This is a genomic window from Waltera acetigignens (genome assembly GCF_025567015.1).
Lineage (GTDB): Bacteria > Bacillota > Clostridia > Lachnospirales > Lachnospiraceae > Acetatifactor > Acetatifactor acetigignens.
On the sequence record NZ_JAOQJO010000003.1, the window covers coordinates 97,937 to 111,159 of the forward strand.

General features: G+C 43.5%; 10 protein-coding genes. All 10 read left to right on the plus strand.

From position 1 onward, the window contains the following. A partial coding sequence (locus OCV96_RS04690) for a hypothetical protein (RefSeq protein WP_262593664.1) occupies nucleotides 1-2,067 on the plus strand: 2,067 nt, incomplete at its 5' end. Between the two features lie 23 nt (nucleotides 2,068-2,090). Beyond that, nucleotides 2,091-2,660, plus strand: coding sequence for a hypothetical protein (locus OCV96_RS04695; RefSeq protein ID WP_262593665.1), 570 nt, complete (start codon nucleotides 2,091-2,093; stop codon nucleotides 2,658-2,660). Nucleotides 2,661-2,692: 32 nt separating this feature from the next. Then, a complete protein-coding gene (locus OCV96_RS04700; RefSeq protein WP_262593666.1) occupies nucleotides 2,693-3,112 on the plus strand; it encodes a DUF2500 family protein in 420 nt (139 codons plus the stop codon). Between the two features lie 27 nt (nucleotides 3,113-3,139). Next, the gene (locus OCV96_RS04705) at nucleotides 3,140-6,346 is read left to right on the plus strand and encodes a M56 family metallopeptidase (RefSeq protein WP_262593667.1); all 3,207 of its coding nucleotides are present in this window, start codon (nucleotides 3,140-3,142) and stop codon (nucleotides 6,344-6,346) included. A gap of 283 nt (nucleotides 6,347-6,629) precedes the next feature. Continuing rightward, nucleotides 6,630-8,108: a hypothetical protein gene (locus OCV96_RS04710; protein WP_262593668.1), complete on the plus strand. Its 1,479-nt coding sequence runs from the start codon at nucleotides 6,630-6,632 to the stop codon at nucleotides 8,106-8,108. Nucleotides 8,109-8,485: 377 nt separating this feature from the next. Next, nucleotides 8,486-9,436 (plus strand): hypothetical protein, encoded by a 951-nt coding sequence (locus tag OCV96_RS04715; RefSeq protein ID WP_262593669.1) that lies wholly within the window; start codon nucleotides 8,486-8,488, stop codon nucleotides 9,434-9,436. Between the two features lie 43 nt (nucleotides 9,437-9,479). After that, complete coding sequence (locus tag OCV96_RS04720) at nucleotides 9,480-9,932, plus strand: hypothetical protein (RefSeq protein WP_262593670.1); 453 nt, start codon at nucleotides 9,480-9,482, stop codon at nucleotides 9,930-9,932. A 44-nt stretch (nucleotides 9,933-9,976) separates the two neighbouring features. Continuing rightward, on the plus strand, nucleotides 9,977-10,108 hold the full coding sequence (locus OCV96_RS04725) for a hypothetical protein (RefSeq protein WP_262593671.1): 132 nt from the start codon (nucleotides 9,977-9,979) through the stop codon (nucleotides 10,106-10,108). A gap of 90 nt (nucleotides 10,109-10,198) precedes the next feature. Continuing rightward, nucleotides 10,199-12,013, plus strand: a complete 1,815-nt coding sequence (locus OCV96_RS04730) for an ABC transporter substrate-binding protein (protein WP_262593672.1) — start codon at nucleotides 10,199-10,201, stop codon at nucleotides 12,011-12,013. Between the two features lie 141 nt (nucleotides 12,014-12,154). Beyond that, entirely contained in the window at nucleotides 12,155-13,222 is a 1,068-nt protein-coding gene (locus OCV96_RS04735; protein WP_227733448.1) for a hypothetical protein, read from the plus strand. Nucleotide 13,223: the final 1 nt, after the last annotated feature.

The window sequence follows — 13,223 nt, forward strand, 5'->3', positions numbered from 1 at the left end:
AGGATCCGCCATGTACTGGATTATCGCAAGCCGCCGTTCTGGGTCATGATTGGCGCGGCAGCAGTGATCGTGGTACTGGCGGTGTGTCTGTGCAGCAATCCCGGTGGAAGTGGGAACGGGGCAGGCACGGCGGATCGTGCAGATACAGACGACAGCGCAGGAGCAGAAATGGATGTAGACAGCAATGCGGAGACGAGTGGAAATATTGCGCAGTTTCCGGACAGCATCAAGACACCGGAAGATTTTGCAAAGGTAACGATTCATAGCAGAGAAGATTTTGCCGCTGTTTTTGATGTGGAAGAAATCGAAGAAAAGCATTCCTTTGCAGCGGATCAAGTGGCTTATGATCTGCTGGTTCGTGAAAACAATACGAATGCCGCGTATGCGATATTCAAAGCACTGGCGGAGGAACCTGCATCCGAGACTTATAGAAAATATACAGATCCGGTAACGGCAGCGGTGTCACTGTTGCACCTGGGTGATGGAAGCGGAGCCGTGACCGAGACGCTGTATCCGGCAGGGCGGCAATATCCTTATTATCGGGAGGACTCTGACCGGCCGGGAGAAGGCTCTGTGGTGAATGTACATTATACTTTTGCGGATGGATCTGCTGTAGATATTCCCATGGTCATGGCGGAGGAGATGACGCAGCTGTGGCTCTTATCCTTTGGAGATCCGGGCAGTGCGGAGGACTCGGGATATGGTCCGCTCACCGGTGATATCTGTACCAGAATGGTCTATGGGGAGTACGAACTCCGACAACCGGACAGAGCGGTCTACTGGGGCTGGATGGACTGGTATCCTGTGGATGCCGGCAGTTATTCGACTTATTATCCCCATGTACAGATTTCAAATTACGGGATCTATACCATGAGTGAACTTTGGGGAACGTCCGGCAGTGTATTTCGCTGCATTCAAGCGGAACGCATCATGGCAACGGGCTGGTATGACGTTACCTGTGAGCGGGGCGCATATGACACATCGGATGCCTATACACAGCTGCAAAAAGATCTGCCGGATGTGACGGAATGGAGCGGCGGCAAGGTCTATTATCTGACAGATCCCGATGAGGCGCATCTTATGACGGATGAGTGGATGCCGAGGGTACTTCGGGAGTTTGACATGAGTACCCATACTGTCACCGATACGGTTCTGCCGGTGAATTTGCAGCTCAACAGCGGCACGACGCTTCATGTTCATGACGGATATTATGACATTTACAATAGTAATCCATCCATAAGTATGCGGTTTGCACTTAGCGGGGCGGATAGCCAGCACATCGAAAGAGCAGACATTCTGGCCTATCCGGGTGTGGTATTTGATGTATCGGAGCGGACAGAAACTGAGACATCGGCGCAGCTGGATCTGGATGGCGATGGTGTGCCGGAGAAGATTTCTCTGCATCCTGCGGAGCCGGTAACGGGGTATTCTCTGGAGCAATATACGATATATCTGAATCTGGGACTTAGTCAAATGAATTGCTATGACCTGCAGGATGCAGTGTTGGAGATAGACGGACAGACGGCTGAGATTCCGGACAGCACGGGAAATATGAGCAATTCGATCTTCGCTTTCAGCCCGGACGGAGAACAGCTCCTGATCGCATTGTATGATGACGGCGAAAGCGCAGATCCACTGACCCGAATCTATCACTATGAAGACGGAAAACCGGTGGAAACAGACCGGCTCGCACAGGATCTGCGAAAGGCATGGATACAGGATGGACAGATGGTTATCACCGAACCATATTTTGCGGTGCAGAATGATTATATCCAGAAAATCTATCAGGTAACATCGAACGGAAGACTTCGGGAAGTGCCACAGGAGGAATATGTATTAAGTGCCTGGGAGGAAGTGGAGCTGCGGCAGGATATAACGCTCTACCGTACACCGGACGGGGATGAGACCTTTGTGCTGCCCAAAGGAAGCAAGGTACGCATGACGAAGCTGGATGCAACACAGGACTGGATCTGCATCGAGATTACGGATGGTGTGAAGGGGTGGTTTCGGTTACGGGATGGAACGGATTACAGTGACTATTTCAGCGGTTTATATTTTGCAGGGTAAAGTGTGAAAAGGAGATACAGATCATGCATTGGAGTAAAAAGAACAAAGGAATCGTAATTTTTCTGATCGTTATAGTTGCTGTAGTCCTGCTGTGTCTCGGAGATTACGGATTGCGATATTATGATACTCCGAAAGAGGAAACATATGATTATGTTGGCAGTGGCATGTTAGTCGGTTTGGTAAATCCGCAATTTTATCAACAGGTTCCGGTAGAGATTCATGCGAAAAAGGCACATTTTATCTGGAAAAATCAGGAGGATTATATTCAGGGAAATGTATGGCTGGATGGAGAAAAGATTTTTGGTGATGAGGAAATGGGATTTACGACACTTTTCGTAAAAGCGGAACCATCGTATTCCTGCATCACAACTACCGATGGAGATACATCCGGTAATATGTTCCTTATCTCAAAAGATCTAAAAAACGTATTATGTGGAGTAAGAATAGAAGAGGAAGAGTTCCTGCTGGTAGTACCGGCTGAGGATAAAGCAACTGCAGATGGCATGATCGACAATGCAGCAAAACAATCACAGGCGTTTTCCTGGTGGCTGTTGGAAGTATACAAGGATATCATAAAGGATACTGTGAAATGAGATAAATAATGAAAAATGGGGAGGTTGTGCTTATGATGCAGCAGTTAAGTTTCAGTCCGGTGGAAAACATATTGACAGTCCTGTTCGCAGCGGCAATTCTGGGATATCTTCTGTACCTCCTGGTGCGGAGCTTACGGAACAGGCAACGGGGATATCATACGGTGAATCGCGCAAAAGTCTTCAGCAAGAGACAGGCTACCGCTGTGAATCAGCCGGTATATCTGGCAAACGGCACGGTAAATTCCGGAGTAACCGAGGCGGAAAACGTCAAGACTGTCATTTTTGAAAATCTGGAAAAAGAGGGCGAACAGATCACCTTGGAAGTTTCCGACAGAATCTACGGAGAATTGCAGGAAGGCGATTGCGCAAGCCTAAGCTGCCGGGACGGAAAATTAGTGAGCTTCGGAGCGTTACAGAACAGGGATGACAGAGAGCGGAGCTTCCGCGGATAGGGAAGCAGAGAACATAGGAGGGGCTTTATGGTGGAAGGTATCTATCGTTTGTTTGACAGTATATGGCGTCTCAGTCTGGTGGGAAGCTATTGTATTTTGTTGGTGATACTGGCCAGATTTTTACTGAAAAAAGCCCCGAAATGGTGTTCCTATCTGCTGTGGGGAATCGTATTTGTGCGGTTATGTTGTCCGGTGCTGCCGGGGACCAGGATCAGTCTGATCCCGGAGCGTCTGTTGACCGTAGGGACGGCGACAACCTCTGCACAGTTGGCTGCCGGGAACAGTGCCGGATCAGTTGACAATGAGGGAGTTTATAATGGCAGCCTCATTGGAGACAATACTGTGGATGCAGTGCTGTCCGGGGCGGATAACACGGAAAATCTGAATGGCGGGACTTTAGGAGCAGCCGGAAATGGGGAAGGTTCTGCACCTGTGCCGGGACAGGATGGAAACGTAGAAGGCATGAATGAAATTGGAGATGACGGTGTCGGCGGAATTCAGGCACCGGGTAATGTTACGAATGCCTTGGATGATGGTTACCCGGTGGATAACCGGGATAATGCGGACGATTCTTTGCAAAGGATCGGTGCAACAATGGGAAAAACATGGTTTCGTGTCCTGTTGATCGCATGGTTACTTGGAATGGCAGGATTTATGGGGTATCATACTTTTTCCTACCTGCGTATGCGTCACCGTATCCGCAGACCTGACAGCGGTGTCAGACAGGTGGAACCGGGAATCTGCGAGATTGACGGAGGACACCTGTCCTTCGTCATGGGGCTGATCCATCCGGTGATCTATCTCTCTTCGGGGCTGGATCCGGAGAGCAGAAAAGTCGTGTTGTGCCACGAGAGAGTGCATCTGCAGCGCAGGGATTACCTTTTCAAACCGGCAGCGCTGCTGATCTGCTGTGTGCATTGGTTTAACCCGTTGGTGTGGCTGGCATTTTATCTGATGAATATGGACTGTGAGATGTCCTGCGATGAAAAAGTTGTGAAGCTTCTCGGCGAGGAGAGCAAGAAGATCTATTCCTATACATTGCTGGAAGAAGCTTCCGGCGGAGAGTGGAAGCGTTATCGGGGCGGTTCCATCTGCGCACTGCTTTCTTTTGGCGAAGACCATGTGAAGAATCGTATTCGTCATGTACTGGATTATCGCAAGCCGCCGTTCTGGGTCATGATCGGCGCGGCAGCAGTGATCGTGGTACTGGTGGTGTGCCTGTGCAGCAACCCCGGAGGAAATGGGAACGGGGCAGATACAGCAAATGTGTCTGACGTTTCCGATGCGACAGAAGAAGTGACGACCGGAGAATTCACAGAGGACGGTTCAGACGATGAAGGCAGGAAAACCGAATGGCTGGCGGCATTGGAACAGGGGATTCATAGCAGAGAAGAATTCAGTGCGTTGTTTGATGTGGATACCTTGGAGGATACCCGGTCTTTTGCCGGACAGGACGGCATTCAATATCTGGAATACAACGGCGTTGCGGCGAGAAAACTGCACAGACAGATCCTGGATGGGGATACCGCAGCCCACGAGACTTATAAGGATCCGGTAAAAGCGGCGGAAGCACTGCTGCATCTGGAGGGTGGCAGCGGAGAAATGACGGAACTGCTCTATGAAGCGGAAAGGCAGTATTTATTTTTCCAAAAAGATTCCACAAGACCCGGCGAAGGCTCTGTGGCAAACGTACATTATATTTTCGCTGACGGATCCGATATTGATATTCCCATGGTATTCGCCGAGGAGAGCAGTCAGATCTGGATGCTGTCACTGGGAGATATCGACAGTAAAGGACGGCATTCTTACGGTCCGTTGGATGGAGAGAATCAGGCAAGAATCGTCTATGCGGAATATGGACCGCAGGATGTGGAAGAGGATCCTTTGGCGGGAGCCCATCCCGGGGATTATACGCAGGTACCTCAGGGATCTTTTAGAGATCAATATGCTACTTATCAGGTGTCCAGTTACGGCATCTATGTGGCAACCGGGAGTGATGCCGGACTGGATTGTGTCGTACCGGGGTATATTGCGCCGGGATATGCAGCATCCCACTGGTCATGCGTATATCAGGATCGGAGACTCTTCAATACTTCGGATCAGTGTGACTATTTAGATTGTTACCGGGATGAGATAGAGAGCGTGCGCTTGTACTACCTGGCATCCTCTGACTATCAGGATGGCGACTTGGACATCTGGATCGACACGATCCGGGAATATGATACTTCGGGACAGACCGGAGAAAACGGGGTCACGGACTGGAAGCTGCCGTCGGAGGCGCAGGATTTCGACAAGGCTTCGTTTCGTGCAGAGGACGGTTACTGGATCTTCGAAAATAGTGATGGCAGCGAACAGCTGAAGCTGCCGATCCTGTCTGTAAGGCCGGTATGGAACGGGAAAACAGCAGCGGAACTGACCGCAGAGGAGACAGATGCCTATGCAGCCGCACAGAGGCAGGAAATCCTGACAAAAGTAGGAGTTGTCTATGATGTGTCCGAGCGTGCGGCACAGGAGACCTATGCGCTGCTTGATTTGGACGGAGACGGAACCGCAGACCGGATCACGCTTCGTTCCAGGATGGCGCAGGCACTGAATACGCCGGATCATTCTCCGCTGGATCAGTATGTTTTTACGGTCAACACGACGAGTGGCGAGATGCGGACGGCACAGAATCTGGGGAACAGCATCTATGCCTTCAGCCCGGACGGCAGACAGATATTGTTAGCCCTTACCAGAAAAGATGAGCAGGGGCAGTACGAGAGCTTTCTGTTCCGGTACCGGAACGGCGAATTACAGGAAGTGGGAAGCTTCGCACAGGATATTCGTAAAATCTGGGTGCAAAACGGACAGATCACTACCGGCCGGAACAGTGATGATATCATATTTGCAGAACCCAATATGACCGGTGCAAACACAATTCAAGATTCCAGAAATTCAGATGGAACACCATCAAGGGCATATGTAGAAACATTGCAGGAGAAAATTTCGGCAGATATGGTTGCCGGGAAATTACCATTTGTAGTTACCTCCGTCATTAGGGAAAATCCACTGAGATTGGAGGTGGAACTGACCGAGATGACAGACGAGAATATAAAGATCATTCGATCCTATGAAACAAATGGCAGTGCCATAACATTTGCACAAAGCAGTGGCAATGTACAAGAGCTGCAGCATAATAATGATTCGCAAAGTCAAATAGCACCCCAGATTTCAAAAGAAGATGAAAACGATTGATTAACAGAAAGAGTTGACAGAGAAGAATAATGATGTTCAGGCGGTAATTATCAGCGGAAATCGAATAGATCATCGTTGAATTACCGCCTCAAATTTTATGCAAAGGTATCTGGACGGTAAATAGAAATAAGCTACATCGGAATTGTTTATTTTAATATGAAATTATTGGAAACAGTTAATGAAAGTGCAACAAAAATATGATATTTTAAATTCGTAATATAAAAAGAGTTACGGATTTAAAGTAAGAAATGCGTGAGAATTTTAAGCAGTAAGGGAGATTATCATGAAAAAACAATACAGATTAGCAACATTTGCACTGTCCGCCTGCCTGTTAATGGCATGTGGCGCCCGGGAGACCAATGCACCGGAGAACAACGAAGCGGAGAAACAAACCGAAAATATTTCCAATATAGACACTAAAATAGATGAGGCAGAGACCTCCGGAGCTCTCACAGAGTCCGAATCCCGGGAAACACCCATTGCACCGAAAGAGATCCTCATAGATTTCACTGGAATCTCGGAATTTCACCCGGAAGGAACTGCGGCGCAGCCCTATTCCCTGGAAATCCTTTCCGAGACGTATAACAATATTACTTTTGCAGACGAATGGTACAATGCATCGGAAGACATTTCCCTTCCCATGATCGGAGAAAACTGGGACTGCTTCTATGATGAAAATTATACCTATCAGTGGGAGTATACCTATCAGTGGGAGGATGGAAAACTCAGCATTTTCGATGGTGAGAACTGCCTGTATGTACTGGAATATCCGACAGACAAATGGTACGTCAACGGTAATAATGCCTGCCTTGAGAACGGAATTTTTTACGGGGCTTCAGTAATGAACGGTTATGCGCAGCCGGACAGCTGCTTTATGTTTGCCTATGATCTGGAAAATGAGAAACTGCTGTGGCGAAGTGCAGACCAGACTTATAACAGCATGAATTTTCTCGTGAAAGGGGACGTGATCTTCTGCGGCTATGGCTTTACCGCAGAGGACGATTATCTCTATCAGCTGGATAAAAATACCGGAGAGGTGATCGACCGCCTGCCTCTGAAAAAGATGCCGGACCTCATGGCAGAGAAGGATGACCGGTTGTATGTGCACACCTATAGTTATGATTATGTGATTGAGATAGGGAATCATACTGAAATAAATCAAATTTATTTAAACGCGGTCGAAGAACTGGAAAATACGGGATATTTGCCAAACGGAGATTATTGTTATGTTGATAATGGTACTGGTTTTGAAAAACAAAAAGAGCTGGCATATCCCAATGAATTCGTGATATATGACATAAATGATGATGGTATAGATGAGCTATTGATAGGAGTTGAAGGAACGTGCAATTCGGACAGTGCACAATATATTTACCGATTTTCCGAGAAAAAAGAAGAGCTTGAATTATTATTTGACTACTATTATGGATGTAGATTTTATGAAAATGGATTGATATATGCTCCGGCATCACATTCGGGATATACATATAATGATGACTTTTGGCCGTATGAAGTATATCGGTATAATGAAATGGAAAATATGTACGAATGTATTGCCAGTGTTGAAGAGTTAGATTTAAACGCATGCCCGGAATACAAGGATAATTTTCCGTTTAAAGATGATAAAGATGGTGATAAAAAAATATACTTTGTGCGATTTTATGAAGACTCTCTTCGTTTAGATGAAGGAGAGTATAATGATTGGAAAGAAAAGCTATTTGAGAGTGATTTATTTGAGCTTAATTGGCATACTTTAAGTTAAAGTAATGATTGGGTAAAATATCATTACCAAAAACCGTGCAATGCACAAAAATAAGGAGCGACGCTGCGGAAATTAAGAGAGATTCCTACCTTGAAGAGTCAAAGATACGAAAAGATAATGGGATAATGATTAATACGGCGCCGAACAAAATTGAATTACTAGATTTTGGAAAAAGTTCGACAGCGTCGAACCAATTTGTTACAGATCCAGATGTTTTGGTCAATAATTTATCGTTTTCACGCACACGTGAGATAGATACTTTTGAAAATTTTTTCTGAAACGGAATGTTTTATCATTAAATATTGAATGTGCAATAAAAATATGCTATTTTAAAAATGTAACATAAAAAGAGTTACATTTTTAAAAATGGTGACTATATGAAGAATTTTTTGGAAAAAACATTGCGTCAAAATGTGATGATAGAAGAAACTGAATATTTGAATGAGAAGCTGCCCCTGGCCTTTCGTGGAAGATACACTTTTTATAAGGTTGAAACAAACGGTTCACCATGGATAGCAATTCAACCCAAGGCAGATGTTGGCTTGGCAGCGCTTAGAAAGGACTGGATTAAAATTGAAAAGGCAGCAGGTCTTAATTGCGCCATTTTTTTTGATTCTACATCATTTTATATTAAAGAAAAATTATTGGAAGAGGGAATTCCCTTTGTACTGAAAGATAAACAGGTGTACTTGCCTTTTATCGGATATTTGCTGTCCAATGAGAATGAAAGGAAAATTTCTCCGGTTCATTTGATTTCATTTTTAACACAAAAAGTTATATTGGTTGCAATATATGAAAAATGGGAAAATGTTACTGCATCAAAAGCTGCAATAAGATTAGGCGTTACGAAAATGTCTGCAAACAGGTGCTTTGATGAAATTGAGTATCTGAATGTGGATATTTTGGGTATGAAGGGTAAATCCAGGGTGATAACTGTTCCAGCGGATATTCAGAAACTGTGGAATGATGTACGGGTCATATTGAGAAACCCTGTGATTGCAAGGTATGAACTAAAAGAGGATATTCAATTGGGAAAAAAGGCAGGAATCACTGCACTATGTGAGTACTCATTACTTTCGGATAATGAATATCCGACTTATGCAATTACCAAAAAAGAAATAACAGAATCCGGAATTAGAAAAATGAAGCAGGTACATTCCGGGGAAGAAATAGGATGCGTTGTTCTGGAACTCGGATACTTTATTGATTTTAAGAATAAGAAACTGGAAGATCCATTGAGTGTGACATTGTCGCTTACAGAGAGTGAGAAACAGGATGAAAGAATTGGTATTTCTATAAAGAGGATGCTGGAGGAATACGTATGGTAAAAGGCTTTTGAAAAATCTTGTGGGAGGAGGATTCAGAAAAAGTATGTACAAAGCAAAGATGAGGTGTGTGGCATTATTAATAATTATGTTAAGCATGGTAAGCTGTGGGCAGAATAGACCGGAACAGAATGATACAGAACAGAATACTTCAGAAGTTACCGAGGAGATGACACCTAATACCATAACGACTACAGCTGTATCAAATGAAGAGACTGAACCGGTTGATTTATTGGAAGATTTCAGTTTGGAAAATTTAAAAGGGAAAACCGATCCGGAAGTAATCAGACAGGAATTATCCGTCCTTCCGTTAAATATAGAAGAACTCAAAGATTATCCGGTGTATGTCTTGGATTGGCAGTCAAGGGAATGCAGCGGAGCAGAATTGCTGGACGAATTTTACGAGCAGACATCAGAGAATCAACCGGCGCAATTAGTGATTGTACACCATTTAGTGAGTGAGGAATTGGTTACAGCGAGATGTATTTCCATTCCCTGAACATAATTAGAAAGCAGCCGGAACAAAGTGAAATTGAACTAATAATGATAGTATTTACGGATCAGGAAGATGTCTCCGATGAAGAAGCGGAACAGTATGTGCAATTGTTATATGATGGGAAGAGACCGGAGAACGTAGAGGTGCGTCCTTTCCTGAATTTACGGAAGACAAGTTAAGTTATACAGTGGGAAGTTGTGGCAGCAGTGCTTGTTTTTTTACCTGTTGGAAAAAGAATGATATTGCGATGACGTGCGAGGGGATTACGAATGAAAACTTTTAAAACAATAGCATTATTGCTTGTAGGTACAGTATCATCTTTGCTGTTAATGGGCTGTGGAGAAATAGACACCGGGACGAATACATCTGCATGGGAGAAAGAGACTGCTGCAGTTGTGGCGGAAGAACCTGAAACGGAGATTATACTTGGAGATATCGGGGGAGCGTCGACATTACAGGAAGCAGTAGCTGATTTTAATGGTAAAAATGACGGAATAACAATCATAATACATGATTATTGCGAAGAAAATATAAGCGACGGAATTAGCTGTTTGTATGATGATATTTTGACAGGAAAAGGACCTGATATCATTATTTTTTCGACAGATGAGATGGATGTGGAAGTGCTTACAGAAAAGGGCGCAATAGAGAATCTTATTCCCTATCTGGAGAAAAGTGATGTGATTGGGGAAGAGGACATCGTTGATTCCGCGTATCAGGTTTTGACAGCGGATGGTGGCTTGTATATGTTGCCAACGAATTTTGTGTTATATACATTGATAACAAAAGAAAAATGGTGCAGTAACAAAGAAAATTTTACCTTCGAGGAAGCCTTGCGGGCCGTTCGAGAATGTGAAGAGGATCCTATGATTTCACGGGATTTATTTTTACAGGAAGGGGCAATCTGCGGAGGATATTCCGGGGAAACGGAAGATAACAGATTGGAACAATATATAAAAATTGCAGAACAATTACCGCAACAGGCGATGTTTCAAACGAATGACCTTTTGATGCGGGAAGGAAAAATTCCATTCAATCTTGAGTGCATAGGTGACATGCAACAATATTTATATAAAAAATCCATATGGGGTGAGGATGCAGTCTATACAGGATTTCCGGGAGCAGAGGGAAAGGGAAGAATATTTATTTTTGACAACTGTTTCGCCATTAACAGTCAAAGCGCGCACAAAGAAGAAGCATGGAAGTTTGTGGAAAGCTATTTTACGGAGGAAGGACAGAAAACCATTGCTCCCAATTGGAATTTCTCAATATTGCAAGATGTGCTGGATCAACAGCTTAGTGATAGCAGAAAGCAGGAATATTATCAGACATCGGATGGAAAAAGAGAGAAACTTCCTATTCTGACATACGAAATTGGCGGTACCTATGAAAATGTTTATGCGGCACAAGATGAGGATATACAGGATGTAAGGGAGATGATAAATAATACGAAGGTAATGCAACGCAGTGACCTTCCTTTCATAGGGATTACGCAGGAAGAGGCGTTGTATTATTTTAACGGAGAAAAAAGTATAGAAGAAACAGCAGCGGCTATAAGGAACAAAATTGATGAAATGCCAAATGCAACAAATGCACAGATAGATATGGATGTCGTTATCAATATAGGAGATTTTTCAGTTTCCTTATATGAAGGTGAGCAGGAAATATTGGGGAAGCTGGACAAGATGGGGCTGTTGTATGAAAAGGTTGAGGATTCGGATAACAAAAAATATGATTATTATTATAACGTAGGTGATGGGGAAGCTCAATTTATACAAGTTTATTTTCTTGAAAAAGAATGTGTCAGAATAAGAATCAGCAGTAATGAAACATTTGCACATACCTCGAGAGGCATATATTCCGGAAATACTTATTCTCAAATGGTCGAACAATATGGAGATTCTTATGAAAAACATACTTATATAGGCAAAGAGAGATATACCATTTATCGTTATGCTTTAGGAGAATGTTTCCATGAATTCGGCATACCGGGGGAAGCGACCGGTGAAATCTATAATGTTGATGTTTATGTTTCCGGTCAGATGCCTATCTATGATTATGGAGAAGAGATTGTAGAGGATTAGAAATTTTTTGAAAATATGTAAGGCGATGAGACGGACTATATGGAATAGTTGAATGCAAACGAAGGTAATGTTGAAGAACTGGAGATTCCATATTTTTCATTTACAGAAGAAAATAGAAGATAATAGGGGATAAACAAAAAGATGACAAAAAAGCAGAAAGTAGTATTTGCGGTTGTGGCGGTAGTGATTGTGCTGGGGATGATTATGTCTTACGCATTTTTGATGAAAAATCAGCATATAGACAGTACACCTGAAGAAAAAAAGATGCCTGCCATGAGTGATACAGAAGACTATGAAGTACGTGAAAGTGATGAAAGCATTCAAAGCAGCGAAACAGAAGAAGATTATTATATGACATCTACAGGAGTAACAGCAGAGGAGCAATTTGCTGAAGAGATTAAAAATGATGTTTTAAAGCATGATTGGGATGCGCTATCCGAGAAAATTTCATATCCTATTGCAATAAATGGTACTACGGTTAATAATCGTGAAGATTTTTTAAAACTCGATATTGATGGAAAGCTGAATCAAGAATTTGTAGAGGCTATTCGTGCTGAAACATGCCGAAAAATGTTTTGTAATTGGCAAGGGGTGATGATGGGGGATGGACAAATCTGGTTTGACAATGTTTATAAAGGAACAGGACCTTGGAAACTATCAATTATCGGAATTAATAATATGCTCGAGACAGAATCGGAAGATCTGAATGCGGAAGAAACGATAGAGCCAGATCCGGAAATAGCAGATGGCAGTGTGGACGAATTATCCATGGATGAGATCAAGGAATTGCTTTTTGGTGAGTGGAAAGTTACAAAATTGCTTGGCTTTACACACGTACAAAACGATTATACGAATTATCCGGAAGGACATGATATCATAGGCAATCATATTGTGATAAATGAAGATGTATTTTCCAGTGAAGGGCTTGAAAAATATGAACGTTATCAATGCGAGATTTTAGAACCTTCTTATGAGGTATCTCCTATAAAAGAACGTAATTTAATCTATTATGTAAAGGAAGCTATAAAAGACGATCCGGAACTCTATGATTGGATTCTGAATTATGATGAATTTCAGAATCTGGAAATAAGAGGCACGAGAGATGGAATAAAACGACAGCCTCCGGCAGTGGACATAATGATTTCCGGTAATACACAGTTTGTTATTCTTACGATGGATTGTGCTTTTTACCTGTTGGAAAAAGAATGAT

Excerpts from the sequence above, each read along its gene's own strand:
- OCV96_RS04735 (WP_227733448.1), top strand. The coding sequence starts at position 12,155 with ATGACAAAAAAGCAGAAAGTAGTATTTGCGGTTGTGGCGGTAGTGATT.
- OCV96_RS04725 (WP_262593671.1), top strand. The coding sequence starts at position 9,977 with ATGATAGTATTTACGGATCAGGAAGATGTCTCCGATGAAGAAGCGGAA.
- OCV96_RS04705 (WP_262593667.1), top strand. The coding sequence starts at position 3,140 with ATGGTGGAAGGTATCTATCGTTTGTTTGACAGTATATGGCGTCTCAGT.
- OCV96_RS04695 (WP_262593665.1), top strand. The coding sequence starts at position 2,091 with ATGCATTGGAGTAAAAAGAACAAAGGAATCGTAATTTTTCTGATCGTT.
- OCV96_RS04715 (WP_262593669.1), top strand. The coding sequence starts at position 8,486 with ATGAAGAATTTTTTGGAAAAAACATTGCGTCAAAATGTGATGATAGAA.
- OCV96_RS04720 (WP_262593670.1), top strand. The coding sequence starts at position 9,480 with ATGTACAAAGCAAAGATGAGGTGTGTGGCATTATTAATAATTATGTTA.
- OCV96_RS04700 (WP_262593666.1), top strand. The coding sequence starts at position 2,693 with ATGATGCAGCAGTTAAGTTTCAGTCCGGTGGAAAACATATTGACAGTC.
- OCV96_RS04730 (WP_262593672.1), top strand. The coding sequence starts at position 10,199 with ATGAAAACTTTTAAAACAATAGCATTATTGCTTGTAGGTACAGTATCA.
- OCV96_RS04710 (WP_262593668.1), top strand. The coding sequence starts at position 6,630 with ATGAAAAAACAATACAGATTAGCAACATTTGCACTGTCCGCCTGCCTG.